At 42.1% G+C, this 16,436-nt stretch carries 19 protein-coding genes; all 19 read right to left on the bottom strand.

Annotated elements, in window-relative coordinates:
* Positions 1-45: 45 nt before the first annotated feature.
* Positions 46-252, bottom strand: a complete 207-nt coding sequence (locus tag G6R08_RS20155; RefSeq protein WP_163530660.1) for a YlzJ-like family protein — start codon at positions 250-252, stop codon at positions 46-48.
* The gene (locus tag G6R08_RS20150; RefSeq protein WP_163530658.1) at positions 249-968 is read right to left on the bottom strand and encodes a ClpP family protease; all 720 of its coding nucleotides are present in this window, start codon (positions 966-968) and stop codon (positions 249-251) included. Before G6R08_RS20150 ends, G6R08_RS20155 begins: the two co-directional genes overlap by 4 nt.
* 247 nt (positions 969-1,215) lie before the next feature.
* Entirely contained in the window at positions 1,216-2,085 is an 870-nt protein-coding gene (gene dapA, locus G6R08_RS20145) for a 4-hydroxy-tetrahydrodipicolinate synthase (protein ID WP_163530656.1), read from the bottom strand.
* 18 nt (positions 2,086-2,103) lie between these two features.
* A complete protein-coding gene (gene dapG, locus G6R08_RS20140; RefSeq protein WP_163530654.1) occupies positions 2,104-3,321 on the bottom strand; it encodes an aspartate kinase in 1,218 nt (405 codons plus the stop codon).
* A gap of 24 nt (positions 3,322-3,345) precedes the next feature.
* Positions 3,346-4,392, bottom strand: coding sequence for an aspartate-semialdehyde dehydrogenase (gene asd / locus G6R08_RS20135; RefSeq protein WP_163530652.1), 1,047 nt, complete (start codon positions 4,390-4,392; stop codon positions 3,346-3,348).
* A gap of 103 nt (positions 4,393-4,495) precedes the next feature.
* Positions 4,496-5,092, bottom strand: coding sequence for a dipicolinate synthase subunit B (locus tag G6R08_RS20130; RefSeq protein WP_163530650.1), 597 nt, complete (start codon positions 5,090-5,092; stop codon positions 4,496-4,498).
* 15 nt (positions 5,093-5,107) lie between these two features.
* Positions 5,108-5,986, bottom strand: a complete 879-nt coding sequence (dpaA, locus tag G6R08_RS20125) for a dipicolinic acid synthetase subunit A (RefSeq protein WP_163530648.1) — start codon at positions 5,984-5,986, stop codon at positions 5,108-5,110.
* A 120-nt stretch (positions 5,987-6,106) separates the two neighbouring features.
* Positions 6,107-6,331, bottom strand: a complete 225-nt coding sequence (locus tag G6R08_RS20120) for a YlmC/YmxH family sporulation protein (RefSeq protein ID WP_163530646.1) — start codon at positions 6,329-6,331, stop codon at positions 6,107-6,109.
* A gap of 6 nt (positions 6,332-6,337) precedes the next feature.
* Positions 6,338-7,255 (bottom strand): polysaccharide deacetylase family protein, encoded by a 918-nt coding sequence (locus tag G6R08_RS20115; RefSeq protein ID WP_240339785.1) that lies wholly within the window; start codon positions 7,253-7,255, stop codon positions 6,338-6,340.
* Positions 7,256-7,346: 91 nt separating this feature from the next.
* On the bottom strand, positions 7,347-9,464 hold the full coding sequence (gene pnp, locus G6R08_RS20110) for a polyribonucleotide nucleotidyltransferase (protein WP_163530644.1): 2,118 nt from the start codon (positions 9,462-9,464) through the stop codon (positions 7,347-7,349).
* Positions 9,465-9,589: 125 nt separating this feature from the next.
* Positions 9,590-9,859: a 30S ribosomal protein S15 gene (gene rpsO / locus G6R08_RS20105; RefSeq protein ID WP_163530642.1), complete on the bottom strand. Its 270-nt coding sequence runs from the start codon at positions 9,857-9,859 to the stop codon at positions 9,590-9,592.
* A gap of 129 nt (positions 9,860-9,988) precedes the next feature.
* Positions 9,989-10,927 carry a bifunctional riboflavin kinase/FAD synthetase gene (locus G6R08_RS20100; protein ID WP_163530640.1) on the bottom strand — a complete coding sequence of 313 codons (939 nt, stop codon included), beginning with the start codon at positions 10,925-10,927 and terminating at the stop codon, positions 9,989-9,991.
* A gap of 29 nt (positions 10,928-10,956) precedes the next feature.
* Positions 10,957-11,853, bottom strand: coding sequence for a tRNA pseudouridine(55) synthase TruB (gene truB / locus G6R08_RS20095; protein WP_163530637.1), 897 nt, complete (start codon positions 11,851-11,853; stop codon positions 10,957-10,959).
* A gap of 119 nt (positions 11,854-11,972) precedes the next feature.
* Positions 11,973-12,323: a 30S ribosome-binding factor RbfA gene (gene rbfA, locus G6R08_RS20090; RefSeq protein WP_079529887.1), complete on the bottom strand. Its 351-nt coding sequence runs from the start codon at positions 12,321-12,323 to the stop codon at positions 11,973-11,975.
* 30 nt (positions 12,324-12,353) lie between these two features.
* Positions 12,354-12,632, bottom strand: a complete 279-nt coding sequence (locus G6R08_RS20085; protein ID WP_163530636.1) for a DUF503 domain-containing protein — start codon at positions 12,630-12,632, stop codon at positions 12,354-12,356.
* Positions 12,629-14,722, bottom strand: a complete 2,094-nt coding sequence (gene infB / locus G6R08_RS20080; RefSeq protein ID WP_163530633.1) for a translation initiation factor IF-2 — start codon at positions 14,720-14,722, stop codon at positions 12,629-12,631. The genes G6R08_RS20085 and infB overlap by 4 nt, the downstream gene beginning before the upstream one ends.
* A 4-nt stretch (positions 14,723-14,726) precedes the next feature.
* On the bottom strand, positions 14,727-15,041 hold the full coding sequence (locus G6R08_RS20075) for a YlxQ family RNA-binding protein (RefSeq protein WP_079529884.1): 315 nt from the start codon (positions 15,039-15,041) through the stop codon (positions 14,727-14,729).
* The gene (gene rnpM, locus G6R08_RS20070) at positions 15,041-15,319 is read right to left on the bottom strand and encodes an RNase P modulator RnpM (protein ID WP_163530631.1); all 279 of its coding nucleotides are present in this window, start codon (positions 15,317-15,319) and stop codon (positions 15,041-15,043) included. The genes G6R08_RS20075 and rnpM overlap by 1 nt, the downstream gene beginning before the upstream one ends.
* A 13-nt stretch (positions 15,320-15,332) precedes the next feature.
* Positions 15,333-16,433 carry a transcription termination factor NusA gene (nusA, locus tag G6R08_RS20065; RefSeq protein ID WP_163530629.1) on the bottom strand — a complete coding sequence of 367 codons (1,101 nt, stop codon included), beginning with the start codon at positions 16,431-16,433 and terminating at the stop codon, positions 15,333-15,335.
* Between the last annotated feature and the right edge of the window lie 3 nt (positions 16,434-16,436).

The following is a 16,436-nucleotide window of genomic DNA, read 5'->3' as shown; positions in this document are numbered from 1 at the left end:
ATTTCCAGTTCTATCTTCCTTTATTATAGCATAGGGCACGGCGTGTTACGAGTCCAGCCATTGTCCTGGTTGTAAAGTCGGGTCCATGTAATCAGTTGGATTGGTCGATAATACTTGAAGAATTTGCTTTTTTCCATTGCCTTGATCTAAACACTTCACCTGACAATTTTTGTAATTTTCAAATACAATATTCCCATCTTTATATGGCTGAGGAAATATATCATGTTCACTAAGTGGTGTGTACAGGGTCATTGAATCACCTGTTCTTGTTTACCTTTTTGAATATCAATGAGTTCATTAAGTTTGCTCATCGCCTCATGGACTCCGCCGACATCATCAATTAATCCACAATCGACAGCTTGTTCTCCAACAACGTTCGTACCGATATCACGTGTCAGATTGCCTTTAGCAAACATTAGTTCCTTAAACTTTTCTTCCTCAACATTGGAGTGATTCGTCACAAAATCAATAACGCGATCCTGCATTTTATCCATGTATTCAAATGTCTGCGGGACACCGATCACCAACCCATTTAATCTGATTGGATGGATCGTCATAGTAGCTGTTGGAGCTATAAAGGAATAGTTTGATGCTACGGCAATCGGAACACCTATAGAATGACCGCCTCCGAGAACAATAGATACGGATGGCTTAGACAGGGAAGCGATCATCTCTGATATCGCAAGTCCTGCTTCAACATCACCGCCTACTGTATTTAATAATACCACGAGACCCTCAATTTTAGGATTTTGTTCGATAGCGATCAGCTGTGGAATCAAATGTTCATATTTTGTCGTCTTATTTTGTGCTGGCAATTGGACATGCCCTTCTACCTGCCCAATAATCGGAAGAACATGAATGTTTGAATCTCCTGGCTGTGGTACATTATTTTGGCCCAGCTGCTGTATTTTATCTACAATCGATGATTGTTGCTTGGACTGATCATTCTCTTCTTGTTTGTCTTTCATCTTTACCTGCCCCTTTCACACTTTTTCTTAGTATGAGACAGAGTAACTAACGTCATACAAGAAAAAGGGAAAGAACAAGTTTGGCGGTTAAGGAAGTTCGGTTAAAACCGGGATTAAAGGAAGTTCGACTAAAAAACAGAGTAGCGGAAGTTCGGTTAAGAGCGGCACGTCCTGTGCCAACACCGAACTACCCCACATCCTGTGGGCAAAAAAAATACAGCAGCGTTATTTAAACGCTGCTGTACTTTTAAATCGTGTCAACTAATTGTTGAATCGTGTGGCGTTCTTCAGAAGTGAGGGGAACGAGAGGCAGTCTGACTCCTCCTGTATCGAGCCCTTTCATTTGCAAAGCTGTCTTGATTGGGGTTGGGGAAGGTGCACTAAACATTCCTTTTAACACAGGAAGGATCCGCCTGTGAATGGCAGCAGCTTCTTTTCCTTTCCCAGCGTCAAACAATCTAAGCATCTCACCCAGGTCCTCACCGACGACATGAGAGGAAACAGACACAATTCCATTTCCGCCCACTGCATAAATCGGAAGAGTCAAATTATCATCACCACTATAGAGTGAGAACGAGTCATCTGTTTTTTCTACAATCTCGGCTACCGCATCGAGATCTCCTGTCGCTTCTTTGACAGAGACAATATTCTCAACTTCCGATAGTTTAATGACTGTGTCAGCATTCATTCGGACAGCTGTTCGACCTGGAACGTTATATAGCATGACAGGTTTCGTAATGGATGCAGCAATGGTTTTAAAATGTTCATAAAGACCACGTTGATTCGGCTTATTGTAATAAGGGGCAACGAGCATTATGGCATCTACTCCAGTTTGTTCAGCTTTCTTTGAGAGTTCAATGGAAGCTTGCGTATTATTGCTGCCACTGCCTGCAATAACCGGGATTCTGCCGTTGACTACTTTTACTACATGCTCCCAAAGAGCCACTTTTTCTTCTGAAGTAAGTGTTGGTGATTCTCCAGTTGTTCCAGCCACAACTAACCCTTCTGTCCCATGATCTATTAAATATTCTACCAGTGTCGACGTTTTAGCAAGATCAAGGTTCCCATTGATGTCAAAAGGTGTCACCATGGCTGTTAATACTTTACCAAAATCCACGTCTTATATCCCCTTTCATTATTCTTTATTCAATTGAAAGATATCGTGGAGGGCATTGACAGCGTCAATTAAATCCTCTTCCTTGATCAGGACCCAAATTGTCGTATGGGAATCGGCTGACTGCAAAATTTGTACACCACGCTCAATTAGTGTTTGCACAATTTGAGCTGTAACCCCGGGTACACCGGTAATCCCAGCCCCAACCGTCGATACTTTTGCACAGCCTGCTTTAATCTCCGGATCGTAACCGAGATCATTCAAGATACCGACTGCTCTTTCCGTAAACATTCCATCAATCGTATAGGTTACCCCACTTGGAGAAATGTTAATAAAGTCAACAGAAATATTCGCCTCAGCCATGGATTTAAACACTTCGGATTGAAGTCTCGATGGATCCTCCTTGGATTGAACTTTAATTTGAGTTAACCCGGACATATGAGCGATTCCTGTTACGAGTCGATCCGGAAGATCATTCCCTGCTTCCCCTTCTTTCGAAGCAGCTACTAATGTGCCCGTCGAGTCTGAATAGGTCGAGCGGACCCGGATAGGTACCTTCGCATGCATGGCAATTTCAACTGCACGAGGATGAATCACTTTGGCCCCTTGATAAGCAAGATTACAAATTTCATTATATGTGACTACATGGAGTGCCCGTGCAGATTCTACAAGCCTAGGATCGGCTGTCATAATTCCTTCAACATCTGTAAAAATATCAATGTAATCCGCACTTAAAGCCGCACCTAAGGCTGCAGCACTTGTATCACTGCCCCCACGACCTATCGTTGTCGTATCACCTGACTCCGTCTTCCCTTGGAATCCAGCTACAACTACAACATCATTTTTCTCAAGTTCCGCTAAAATGCGAGTTGGGTCCATGCGTAAGATTTTAGCCCGAGTAAAGTCATCTGTTGTTAAAAAACCAGCCTGAGCACCTGTTAAAGCTGCTGCAGATACCCCTTCCCGAGTTAATTCGTTTGAAAAAACCACGGATGAAATTGTTTCTCCGCAAGACATAATCAGATCCTGTTCTCGGTCTGACACCTTTGACTCGGGAAACTGGATTAAATCAAGTAATGTATCTGTTGCATATGGCTCGCCTTTACGCCCCATTGCGGAAACGGTAACGACGACTTTGTATCCTTCACTTAGAGCATTCTTAATATGAGAGATTGCCCGTGATCTGCTTTCTTGATCACGGACAGAGGTTCCCCCAAATTTTTGCACGAGTAATTTCAATGTATACACCTCAACCTATTAGATTTACAGCCATTGATTGGCGACGACTCGTTCTGCAATTTGAACTGAATTCCAGGCAGCTCCCTTTAATAGATTATCAGAAACTACCCAAAGATGAAATCCATTCTTATGGTCGAGATCTTTACGTATACGCCCTACAAACACATCACGTTTCCCAGCAGCACTTAATGGTGTCGGGTAGGATTGAACAGCTGGATCGTCTTCCAGCACAACCCCAGATGCCTTGCCTACAAGCTCTTTCAACTGTTGAACTGAAACATCATCCTGTTCAACTTCAACATAAACACTCTCAGCATGTGAAGTAAAAATCGGCAGACGAACACATGTAGCTGAAATTTGAAGCGCAGGAGTATGCATGATTTTCTTTGTTTCATTAATCATTTTCATTTCTTCGAAGGTATAGCCATTATCTTGAAATTTATCAATTTGCGGCAACGCGTTAAAAGCGATTGGGAAATGCTTTTCATCCCCGCTAACAGGTAGAATGCTAGCTTCTAATTCTTCTCCATTAAGGAACGACTGTGACTGCTCCCGCAATTCTTCCGCTGCCTCATTACCTGCACCAGAAACAGCCTGATACGTAGAGACAATAACACGCTTCATGCCAAGATGCTGCTTTATTGGCTCGAGAGCGGCAACCATTTGAATAGTTGAACAATTTGGGTTGGCTATAATGCCATTGTGATTTTTAATATCTTCTTCATTGACTTCTGGAACAACGAGCGGCACACTTTCATCCATGCGGTAGGCACTCGTATTGTCGATGACTAATGCTCCACGTTTTACTGCTTCAGGAGCAAGCTTTTTAGAAACTGATCCACCTGCAGAAAACAGAGCGATATCAACGTTTTCAAAACTATCAGGTGTTGCTTCCTCTAACGTATATTCAGTTCCTTTAAATACCATTTTTTTGCCGGCTGAGCGGCTGGATGACAATAGTTTCAATTCTTTAATAGGAAAGTTTCGATCTTCGAGTGTTTCCAACATTTTTTGTCCGACAGCACCGGTTGCACCTACTACTGCGATAGTGTACGTTTTTGTTTGACTCATAATCAGATCCCCTTTCACATTTAAATCTTTATATTTTTGCTACGTGAGCCACTATTGTGTTATTTTATCATACTTCTTGTCACATCTGTTATCAAAAAGGGAATTACTCTGAGTATCTTTCAATCAGCACAGGTTGACGCTGTTTACCAGAAATAGCTGCTTCAATTGTCTCGGGAATCAATGTCATATCTGCTACAAGTGAATTAGGTTTTTTGTAAGGATGGTCTTGCCCTAAAGGTACAAAATATATATTTTTAGTGGCCATCAATCTCATAATGTTAACCCCATTCAATCCTAACGCATCGTTTGTGGAAATAGCGAGGACGACCGGGTTCTCATTTCGCAGTGTTGCTTTTGCAGCCATTAATACTGGTGAATCTGTAAGAGCATTTGCGAACTTACTCGTAGAATTTCCTGTCATCGGAGCGATGACCATACAATCAAGCGGCAGTTTCGGACCCAAAGGTTCCGCATCTGGAATTGTCATAATTGCTTCTTTTCCTGTAATTGACTCAATTGTCTTCACGTGTTCAGCGGCTTCTCCAAACTTTGTATCTGTTTTTTGAACTGTATGAGATAAGATAGGAATGACATCTGCTCCAAGATCCATAAGCTGCTGTAGAACAGGGAACACTTCATGATACGTACAATGTGAACCTGTTAACCCGAATCCTATTCTTTTTCCCTTTAAATGAACCATTCGTTATCCACCTTTCTATTTACTCTTTCTTAATTGCTGTGATATAACATTAGCAATAATCCGCCCTGCTGTTTTCGGTGCGACTATTCCAGGCAGGCCTGGCACTAATATCGCTTTAACGCCTCTTTTTTCAGCATAACGAAAATCCGTTCCACCTGGTTTGGATGCAATATCCAGAATCAAGGCATGTGTTGGCAGTTTTTTAATCACTTTGGCATCAAGGATTGGAGCAGGAACTGTATTGAGGACTAAATCAAACGCGAGATCTTGTTCAGGCAATGACTCTATATAAAGCGGAGTCAATCCCATTGCATAGACGCGTGCTACATCCTTTGAAGAGCGAACAGCTACACTCACCTTCGCCCCTAATTGATGAAAGGTACTTGCTAGGCTCATTCCTACTCTTCCTAAGCCGATAAGCAGAACCCGCGAATCATGAATTGTAACGTCTGTATGCTGAATGGCCATCATAATCGTGCCTTCCACTGTTGGGATCGAATTATAAATGGCCACATCATCACGGTCCATGAGCGGGACCAATGTTCGTTTGGCGTTATGAACCATTTGGTTTAGCGTTTCATTCGTAATTCCTGTAAACACTTGACAATGTTCTGGGGTGCGCTTTAGCCACTCTTCTTTCAAAGGGATCGAACGATTCGTAAAGATACCATCTATACAACCATTTTCATCTGTACCTGAAACAGGAAGAATGACAGCATCAAGCTTCTCGACTTGATCACTGTCAAATTCAAGTTCCACCGCTTCGGTATAGCTCCCGTTCAATTGATCGAATCCGGCTAAATAAACATGTGCACCCCACTCATTTAATCTTCTTATGATTTCAATTTGTCGGGCATCGCCCCCTATGACTGCTACATGATATTCTGTAAGCATGCCGGAAGTCTCCTTTATAAGTGGTGTAATCTCCTTTTATCGTATGCAGAAACAGATCGTTAGTGATTTCCTAAAAGCCTAAGCACGGGCATAAAAAAAGCTACAACAATGTGTTGTAGCTCAATCTTTCTTTAATAATATTGTATCTTCACCAATAATTGAAATTTGCTTCCACTCAATCTCGATTTGATCCCGACTTTTAAACAGCCCTTCATTTAAAATGATTAACGATTGAATCAAACCATTGTCAGGATCCACAATTAAATCTGCTTTACCAAGGATCCCGAGTTTCTTCCCTTCATCGACATCAATGACTTCCTTTTGGGACAATTCCTTCAACCTCAACGCCAATCAGCCTCCTCGTTTTTCACTCATTAATTCTGCTAATGTGCCAATCCTATACTGTTTCTGAATGACGGGTATCAATTCATCCAAGCTGGACGCTGTTACTGCAGTTGGATGCATCAGGACTGTTGCGCCATTATGCAACTTACTTGTAATTCGATGCAGAAAAACATCTTTGGTAGGTTTCTTCCAATCAATGGAATCTACAGTCCAGAGGATGGTCTGCATATCCAATTCCTGAGCTGCTTCGACTGCCGACATCGTAAAACTTCCTGCCGGGGGCGCAAACCATTCGATATCACTTTCAATCAAGCTTGATATGATGCTGTTTGCCTTATCTAAGTTAACCATTGCTTGAGATTTAGACAGTTTGGCAAAATCTTTATGACCATAACCATGACTGCCAATCAGATGACCTTCTTCTTCAATCATCTGAACTAAATCTTTATGTTCAGCCGCAAACGCTCCATCGATGAAAAAATTTGCTTTGACTCGGTGTTTCGATAACGTCTCCACCATATCCGGGATAAATTCAGCTCCCCACGAAACATTAATCAGCAGCGCAACCATTTCTTTGTCGGGATGACCGCGGTAAATCGGTGAAACGGGCAGCTCTTCTAACGAAACTTCTGGAGGTATTTGTTCAAACACAAGTTTGTCTTCATTAAACTTTCCATCTTTTTTCATCTTGTTATAAGATTTCTCTATACTTACTTTTCTTCCGTTTAAACCGGGTGTCTTTTTCCAAACCTGATCAATGTACGCATTTTGAGGCTCTATAAAATAATCCTGCTGCTTACTTTTAATCCTTTCGTATAAAGGATTGGAGGAAGAGACAGGATTGCTCTGGTTTAATGACATATAGACAGCCAAACAGCTGATCAGTAGAAAAACGATGACGGCAGGCTTTATGTACTTGTTCACGGAAAGTCCCCCTTCTTAAGCAGGATATGCTTAAAAGGGGTTGTCTAGAATTTCAGGCAAAAAAAAAAGAGACTGGCAAGCCAGTTTCTTTTTAATCCTGTGTTTCTTGTTCTTTTTTCTCATCAATCAAAATCGCTTTCCGTGAAAGGTTAATTCTTCCTTGTTTATCGATTTCTTTGACTTTTACTTTAATGGTATCACCTAGAGAAACAACATCTTCCACTTTTCCAATACGCTCTTCAGCCAATTCAGAAATGTGAACGAGTCCTTCTTTCCCTTTAAACAGTTCAACGAAAGCTCCAAATTTCTCAATCCGTTTTACTTTTCCATCGTACACTTCGCCAGCTTCTACTTCTCTGACGATATCTTCAATGATCTTCTTAGCGACTTTGTTCATTTCCGCATCTGTGGAAGAAATAAACACAGTGCCGTCCTGTTCAATGTCAATTTTCACACCTGTATCATCAATGATTTGATTAATTTGTTTACCGCTTGGTCCTATTACATCACGAATTTTGTCAGGGTTAATCTTCATGGTCATAATCTTAGGAGCATACTGAGAAAGTTCACTTCTCGTTTCCGGAATGGTCGCAAGCATTGAACTTAAGATCTCTTTGCGGCCTTTTTTCGCTTGTATAAGGGCTTCTTCTAAGATCTCACGAGACAATCCGTCTATTTTAATATCCATTTGTAATGCGGTAACACCTTTATCAGTTCCTGCGACTTTAAAGTCCATGTCTCCGAGGAAATCTTCCATACCTTGAATGTCCGTGAGAATTGTATAATCATCCCCGGACTTAACAAGACCCATGGCTATACCTGCTACTGGTGCTTTAATAGGAACACCAGCGTCCATCATCGCTAACGTGCTTGCACAAATACTAGCTTGTGATGTGGAACCGTTTGATTCCAGAACCTCTGACACAAGGCGCATCGTATAAGGGAATTCTTTCTCAGATGGAATAACGACTTCCAGAGCACGTTCCCCTAATGCACCGTGACCAATTTCACGACGTCCAGGTCCACGTATTGGGCCTGTTTCTCCTACTGAAAATTTAGGAAAGTTATAATGGTGCATGAAACGTTTGGATTCCTCAAGATCCAGTCCATCTAATATTTGCACATCTCCTAGGGCACCTAGTGTACAAATGCTTAGAGCCTGCGTTTGTCCTCTCGTAAACAGTCCGGAACCGTGGGTACGCGGCAGCACGCCTACTTTAGAGGATAATGGACGAATCTCATCAACACCGCGGCCATCAGGGCGAATCTTATCTTTCGTAATTAGACGGCGCACTTCCTCTTTCACGATGTTCTCTAAAATGGTTTTAACCTGCTTCATTATTTCTTCATCGGCTTCCATTTCTTCATAAGCTTCAACGACAGCCTGTTTAGCTTCGTCAATCGCTTCTTCACGCGCTTTCTTTTCTTCCGTTTTAATCGCATCTACTATTGAATCTGTCGCCTCTGCTTCAACTTTATCCTTTAGCTCCTGATCAAGATCAAACAGCTGCACGTCCATTTTTTCTTTTCCAACCGCTTCAATAACTTCTTCCTGAAAAGCAACTAAGCGCTTGATTTCTTGGTGGCCGAACATGATGGCTTCCAGCATGTCTTCTTCAGGAACTTCCTGAGCTCCTGCTTCAACCATGTTGATCGCATCTTTCGTTCCGGCGACGGTCAAATCGATATCGCTTTTCTCTTGCTGTTCTACCGTTGGGTTAATGATTAACTCGCCATCGACTCTTCCAATAATAACTCCAGCAATCGGACCGCCGAATGGAATATCTGAGATCCCTAAAGCAAGGGAAGATCCAAGCATTGCGGCCATTTCTGATGAACAATTCTGATCTACGCTCATGACCGTACTGATAACTTGTACATCATTTCGGAAGCCATCAGGGAACATAGGACGGATGGGGCGGTCAATCAGACGTGAAGCTAGGATAGCTTTTTCGCTTGGACGTCCCTCTCGTTTAATAAATCCTCCTGGAATCTTTCCAACAGCGTATAAGCGCTCTTCATAGTTCACAGTTAGTGGGAAAAATGGCAAGTCCTTCGGCTCTTTAGAACCAGTTGCGGTTGAAAGAACGGATGTATCGCCATAACGAATCATAGCAGCTCCATTAGCTTGTTTAGCCAGCTCTCCTACTTCTACAGAGAATGTACGGCCTGCTACTTCAATTGAAAATACTTGCTTTTCATCTGCCATAAAGCACTTTACTCCTCTCAAAACAATAAATTAAAAATAGTGCCTACTCTTTAGAGTTTACACCCTACTGTATGTAAACATACAGAAAAAGCGGGAATAACTCCCGCTTTTTCAATCTTACTACATTAACGACGCAAGCCAAGACTCTTAATTAACTCACGGTAACGTGTAATATCTTTATTACGTAGGTAGTTAAGCAAGTTACGGCGTTTACCTACCATTTTAAGCAAGCCACGACGAGAATGATGATCCTGCTTGTGTGTACGCAGGTGATTGTTCAAAGTCGTGATTTGTTCAGTAAGTACAGCAATTTGCACTTCCGCAGAACCTGTGTCATTGTCATGAGTTTTATACTCATTGATCAGTTCTTGTTTACGTTCCTGTGTGATAGCCATTATAGCTACACCTCCTATAATTTATAGAATTCCCTTTCCCCGAGCGGACGTCGGAGTTACGTGCCGCCAAGCGAAGGTTCCATATTAAAGCGTACAATTTTTATGACTAAAATGCAAGGGGAAACTATGTTACAGCTGAAAATAGCGGCGAATCTCCCTTTCGTCTCTATTAAGCTGGGCAGTAATATCCTCAACTCCATTAAATTTCTGCTCATCTCGTATAAAATGATGAAAGAAGACTTTTAAACGAGTGCCATATAAATCCTCGTCAAAATCAAACACATGTACTTCCAAGCTTGGGCTGGCAGCTTCGGAATGAAACGTTGGTTTCATTCCGAAGTTGGCCATTCCATAGTATCTCTCCCCTTTATACTCAACTGTAACGGCATAAACACCAACCTTTGGTAAATATTGTTCCTCCATGTCGGTGATATTTGCAGTCGGATAGCCAATCGTTCGTCCTCTTTCGTCACCAGCAACAACTGTGCCCTCAATATTAAACTCACGCCCCAGCAGTTCATTGACGGACGATACATTTCCTTTCTTCAATAGGTCTCGTATCCTCGTCGAACTTACCTTGGTATGCTCTTGATCTATTCGATCAACTACTGTGTACGTCAGTCTGCCTTTAGCGTGCTGGGGAAGTGTCTCCATAGAGCCTTTACCTTTATGACCATAACTAAAATCAAAGCCCGCCACAACGTGTTTAATGTTTAATTCAACAAAATAGTCGTCAACAAATTTCTCTGGTGGAAGGGCAGCTAACGACTGATCAAATCGAACGATGAATAAGTAATGTATTCCCATGGCCTCCAAGATCTCCTGCTTTTCAGACAGTGGAGTAATGTAGCGGGCATGTTGAATTTTTTTATTTAACACAACAGAAGGATGAGGATCAAACGTCATCACAGCCGTTTGTATTCCAAGTTCTTTCGCCTTATCCTGGGCGGTTTTGATAACTTCTTGATGACCCTTATGGACACCATCAAAAAAACCGACTGCCACAGAACTTGGTTCTAAGTGGAGATCGTGTTTCGGTAATGACTCAGATAATTCAATTGTTTTCATATTACTCACCTGCTTTATTTGAGTAAAGTTTAAAATACTCGAACGGGTTTTATGCGATCCGGTTTTGTTGGGTGTATTTGATAAATAGCTAACACTTCTTGCTCACACATCACGCTGAAAATAGAGGCTGTAAGCTCATTTGGCTTCGGCAGCACTTGACCGTGCTTAATCGCTTGTCTTTGATCTTCTGTTATGTGATAGGTCTCAACGTGTTCCAGCCCTTTCGAAAGGGGCAGCAGCAATCTTTCCCCATTTCCATGATCAATGGCTTCTTGAACCTGATCAAAAGTCAGACAATCCTCTTTGGCAATTGCACCCGTTTTTAACCTCACAAGTGCAGACATATGCGCCGGAAATCCCAGCACTTTGCCAATATCTACACAAAGTGTGCGAATATACGTCCCTTTTGAACAAGCGACGCGAATGGAAAAAGAGAATTGAGCGTCTGAGACAGATCCCTCCTGATCAAGTAATTCAATGCTTGAAATACATACTTTCCGCTGGGGCCTTTCTACTTCTATCCCTTCACGTGCATATTGATACAGACGCTTTCCTTTTACTTTTACGGCTGAATACATCGGAGGAATTTGGTTGATTTCACCAGTAAATCGTTCTAGAACTCTCTCTACTTGTTCAAGAGGAATCGCTTCGGCCACGGGTTTATGTTCGATCACATCACCACTTGCATCCTCTGTTTCCGTAGAAGTGCCAAGCGTCACAGTCGCTTCATAGACTTTTTCCGTATCTGTTAAAAAAGGCACGATTTTCGTCGCTTTCCCTACACAGAGCGGGAGCACACCTTCCACGTCAGGATCCAGGGTACCCGTATGCCCGATTTTCCGAGTATGTAACATACCACGCGCTTTACTGACACAATCGTGTGAAGTAAAACCTTTCTCTTTCCATAATGGGAGAATACCATGCATGAATTCCACCCCACAATCATTATTTATACATACAGAATCCGTGCCTATCACAGCACGGATTCTTTTGTGCACATCTACCTGAATACTTAAGTCGTTCCTAAGCAATTCAGTCTTTTTCGTTAGCTATCAGTATCATTTAAATCCTTTAAAATCGTTTCGATACGATTTCCTCGTTCAATGGCCTCATCAAATTCAAACATGATTTCCGGCGTTTTGCGCAAGCGGATCCTCTGCCCAATTTCAGAGCGGATAAAGCCTTTTGCTTTAGCCAACCCCACGAGTGTATCATGTTTTTGTTTGTCATCTCCAAGGACCGAAATATAGACCTTAGCTTGTTGAAGATCACCCGTTACTTTCACTTCCGTAACAGTAACAAATCCCACTCGAGGATCTTTAATCTTCTTGCTGATAATATCGCTCATTTCTTTCTTCATTTGCTCACCGACACGGTTAGCTCTTAAGTCATTCATTCTTTCTTCACCTCTTCAAAAACTAAACGTCTACAACCATTCTTGGACTGTTTCTGTTCGTTCTAATTCAGGAAAAGAATCCACGAAGGCTAAAGCTTGCTGGATCGTTTGCTCAGCGATGACTTTACTGCTTGATATGGTTACGATCCCTATACACGTCCGCTGCCAGAGATTCTGATGATCCAGTTCACTGACAGCTACGTTAAATTCATTCTTCAGCCTCGTTTGTACTCTTTTAATAACGGAACGCTTTTCTTTCAAGGACTGAGCATCATAAACAATCGCTTCCAGCTCAGCACTTAAAATCATGTACGTTCAATTTCCTGCATGACATAAGGTTCGATGATGTCACCGACTTTTACGTCATTAAAGTTCTTCACCGTAATGCCGCACTCATAGTTCTGTGCAACCTCTTTAGCGTCATCTTTATATCGTTTAAGGGCATCTATTTCCCCTTCATAAATGACGACACCATCACGAATCACACGAATGCCTGAATCTCTAGTGATTTTGCCATCCGTTACATAGGAACCGGCAATCGTACCCACTTTGGATACTTTAAAGATTTCGCGAACTTCCACTTGCCCGATGATTTTTTCTTCATATTCTGGATCCAGCATACCCTTCATAGCTGCTTCTATTTCTTCCATTACCTTATAGATAATGTTGTGCAAACGGATTTCTACATCTTCTGATTCAGCAGCTTTTCTTGCATTTCCATCTGGACGGACATTAAACCCGATAACAATCGCATTGGAAGCAGAAGCAAGTGAGATATCTGATTCTGTAATAGCTCCAACACCCGTGTGAATGATCTTCACTTTCACACCTTCAACTTCGATTTTTTGAAGTGAACCAGCCAATGCCCCAAGGGACCCTTGAACATCTGCTTTTAAGATGAGATTGATATCCTTAATGTTCCCATGTTTAATTTGTTCAAACAAATCATCAAGACTTACTTTAGCCGTGGAGCCTCGTTCAGCTTCAATTTGTTTCTGCTGACGCGCTTCTCCAATTGAACGAGCTTTCTTCTCGTCTTCAAAAGCCAGAAAACGATCACCTGCTTGCGGTACGTTGTTTAACCCGGTAATCTCAACTGGTGTAGAAGGTCCGGCCACTTTAACTCTTCTGCCAATTTCGTTCACCATTGCACGAACACGACCATGTGTGTTGCCCACGACAACAGCGTCACTAACTTTCAATGTTCCATTTTGAACTAGAAGGGTAGCGACTGGCCCCCGCCCTTTATCAAGCTCGGCCTCGACAACTGTTCCATACGCTAGGCGATCCGGGTTTGCTTTGAATTCTTCCATTTCAGCTACAAGAAGAATCATTTCCAGCAGTTCATCGATCCCTTCTCCCTTAACCGCAGACATTTTAACGAAAATGGTATCTCCGCCAAAATCTTCAGAGATCAACTCATATTCCATTAATTCCTGCATAACACGGTCAGGGTTTGCCCCTTCTTTATCCATTTTATTAACAGCAACGATAATTGGTACCTCAGCAGCTTTAGCATGGTTAATGGCTTCGCGAGTCTGCGGCATAACTCCGTCATCTGCTGCTACAACTAAGATGGCGATATCAGTAATTTGGGCACCGCGGGAACGCATGCTTGTAAAAGCAGCGTGACCAGGCGTATCGAGAAAAGTAATCTTCTTATCGTTTTCTTCTACTTGATAAGCACCAATATGCTGAGTAATCCCGCCTGCTTCGCCTTCCGTAACTTTAGTATCACGAATCGAATCAAGCAGCGTAGTTTTTCCGTGGTCAACGTGTCCCATAATCGTAACGACTGAAGGGCGCTCCTGCAGATCTTCCTCGGCATCATCAAAAATGATGTTCTCGATATCGGTTTCGTCTACCACGACTTCCTCTTCAACCTCTACATTGAATTCTGCACAAATCAATTCAATTGAGTCACTATCAAGATCCTGATTTTTCGTAGCCATAACTCCTAAGCCCATTAGTTTCTTAATGATCTCAGCTGAATCTTTTTTCAGCTTTTCAGCAAGTTCTCCTACTGTTAAGGAACCGGAATAGGTGATTTTTTCTGGTGTTTGGTTCTTCTTAGGCTGTTGCTTTTGATTGTGCTGAGGCCTTTGCTGCTTTTTATTTTGCGGACGATGATTGTTTTTTGATTTCTTATTGTTTCTCTGGTCACGATTTTGATTGGGTCTTTGGTTTTTCTTGTTGTTATTGTTCGGCTTATTGCTGACAGGCTTACTCTCTTTTTGCTGTCCTTTGCCAAACGCCTGATCCAGTTTCCCTTTTACATCATCTTCTACCATAGACATATGGTTAGACACTTCTACTTTCATTTCTTTTAATTTATCAATTACTTGTTTGCTTGATAGTTCATTTGCTTTCGCATATTCATAAACACGCATTTTACTCATTCTGTCACCCCCGAATAGATTCATCGAGCAGCGATTGCAACTTTTTCGCAAATCCTTGGTCAAGAACTGCGATCGCAACTCTCCCTGACTTCCCCATGGCTTGTGAAAGAGTTTCACGATCATCCACCACATAGCAGGGTATTTGATAAGAGCTACATTTATCTGTAAGCTTCTTCATCGTTTGTTTTCCAGTATCATTGGCAATAAGGACTAATTTCGCCCGGCGCTTCTGGATATCTTTTACAATATGTTCCTCGCCAAGCGTCAGCTTCCCCGCTCTTAAAGCCAGTCCAATGATATTTAAGTAAGAGCCAGCCATTAGTCTTGAACCTCTACGATGGCTCTTAATTCGTCATAGACGTCAGCTTCTACCTTGGCGTTTAAGTGACGGTTAAGTACTTGCTGTTTTTCTGCCTGTTCGATTACATCTAGGCTTTTTGAAATATAAGCACCTCGCCCATTTTTCTTTCCTGTCTGGTCGACAAATACTTCTCCGTCCTTATTACGTACAACTCGGATCAGCTGTTTCTTTGGCTTCATCTCTTGCGTAACCACGCATTTACGCAGTGGAATTTTCCTTTGTTTAGGTTGGGCCATCTGATTCGCCCCCTTATTCTTCTGTTATTTCGTCTATTTCTTCTTCATCTGAAGCTGGTTGTTCGGTTAGCACACCCTGCTCAACCGCTTCACTTTCACTCTTTATATCAATTTTCCAACCTGTCAATTTAGCTGCGAGACGAGCATTTTGCCCTCGTTTACCAATGGCTAAAGATAATTGATAATCCGGTACTATGACCGTGGTTGCTTTTTCCTCTTCATCTACGAGTACTTCTACTACCTTTGATGGGCTAAGCGCATTGGACACATATTCAATTGGGTCCTCGGACCATTGAACAATATCAATTTTCTCACCCTTTAACTCATTCACGATAGCTTGAACACGCTGGCCGCGCTGACCTACACATGAACCAACCGGGTCTACTTCCGGATCTCCCGCATGAACAGAGATCTTTGAACGGTCTCCCGCTTCCCGGGCAACAGACTTCACTTCTACCGTTCCATCATATATCTCAGGAACTTCCATCTCGAATAAGCGTTTTAACAGGCCAGGGTGGGTTCTAGATACATAAATATGAGGTCCTTTATTACTATTTTCTACTTTAGTGACAAAAACCTTCAAACGATCATGAACATCATACGTTTCCGTCGGCATCTGTTCACCTTCAGGCAACCTGGCTTCAATCTTGCCAAGATTAACATAAACGAACCTTGGGTCTTTTCGTTGAATAATACCTGTCATAACATCTTCTTCGCGGTCCACATATTCACCGTAAATGATGCCGCGTTCTGCTTCACGGACACGCTGAGTTACGACTTGTTTAGCAGCCTGGGCCGCAATTCTTCCAAAATTAGCTGGAGTCACTTCGACTTCAATGACATCCTCCAACTCGTAATTCGGGTCAATACCTTTAGCTTCTTCCAATGAAATCTCTTGTTGAGGATCCATAGACTCTTCAACAATGGTTTTTCTTGCAAAAACCTTCATAGAACCCTCGTCTTCATTAATATCAACACGAACGTTTGTTGCCGAGTTAAAATTCTTCTTATAAGCCGAAATTAACGCAGCTTCCAGCGCTTCCAGCAATAAATTTTTGTCAATGCCCTTTTCCTTTTCTAAATAATTCATGGCATCAAAAAGTTCACTACTCAACAG

This window comes from Halobacillus ihumii (assembly GCF_902726645.1).
GTDB classification, from domain to species: domain Bacteria; phylum Bacillota; class Bacilli; order Bacillales; family Halobacillaceae; genus Halobacillus_A; species Halobacillus_A ihumii.
The sequence above is the reverse complement of the archived record's forward strand: the minus strand, read 5'-3'. Positions and strand labels throughout refer to the sequence as shown.

What these genes read in the sequence shown, in the direction of transcription:
- G6R08_RS20155 (WP_163530660.1), bottom strand. Translation starts at nt 252, where the DNA reads ATGACCCTGTACACACCACTTAGTGAACATGATATATTTCCTCAGCCA.
- pnp (WP_163530644.1), bottom strand. Translation starts at nt 9,464, where the DNA reads ATGGCAGATGAAAAGCAAGTATTTTCAATTGAAGTAGCAGGCCGTACA.
- G6R08_RS20130 (WP_163530650.1), bottom strand. Translation starts at nt 5,092, where the DNA reads ATGGTTCATTTAAAGGGAAAAAGAATAGGATTCGGGTTAACAGGTTCA.
- G6R08_RS20085 (WP_163530636.1), bottom strand. Translation starts at nt 12,632, where the DNA reads ATGATTTTAAGTGCTGAGCTGGAAGCGATTGTTTATGATGCTCAGTCC.
- G6R08_RS20150 (WP_163530658.1), bottom strand. Translation starts at nt 968, where the DNA reads ATGAAAGACAAACAAGAAGAGAATGATCAGTCCAAGCAACAATCATCG.
- rnpM (WP_163530631.1), bottom strand. Translation starts at nt 15,319, where the DNA reads ATGGCCCAACCTAAACAAAGGAAAATTCCACTGCGTAAATGCGTGGTT.
- dpaA (WP_163530648.1), bottom strand. Translation starts at nt 5,986, where the DNA reads ATGCTTACAGAATATCATGTAGCAGTCATAGGGGGCGATGCCCGACAA.
- G6R08_RS20075 (WP_079529884.1), bottom strand. Translation starts at nt 15,041, where the DNA reads ATGGCTGGCTCTTACTTAAATATCATTGGACTGGCTTTAAGAGCGGGG.
- G6R08_RS20100 (WP_163530640.1), bottom strand. Translation starts at nt 10,927, where the DNA reads ATGAAAACAATTGAATTATCTGAGTCATTACCGAAACACGATCTCCAC.
- rbfA (WP_079529887.1), bottom strand. Translation starts at nt 12,323, where the DNA reads ATGAATGACTTAAGAGCTAACCGTGTCGGTGAGCAAATGAAGAAAGAA.
- truB (WP_163530637.1), bottom strand. Translation starts at nt 11,853, where the DNA reads ATGCATGGTATTCTCCCATTATGGAAAGAGAAAGGTTTTACTTCACAC.
- asd (WP_163530652.1), bottom strand. Translation starts at nt 4,392, where the DNA reads ATGAGTCAAACAAAAACGTACACTATCGCAGTAGTAGGTGCAACCGGT.
- rpsO (WP_163530642.1), bottom strand. Translation starts at nt 9,859, where the DNA reads ATGGCTATCACACAGGAACGTAAACAAGAACTGATCAATGAGTATAAA.
- infB (WP_163530633.1), bottom strand. Translation starts at nt 14,722, where the DNA reads ATGAGTAAAATGCGTGTTTATGAATATGCGAAAGCAAATGAACTATCA.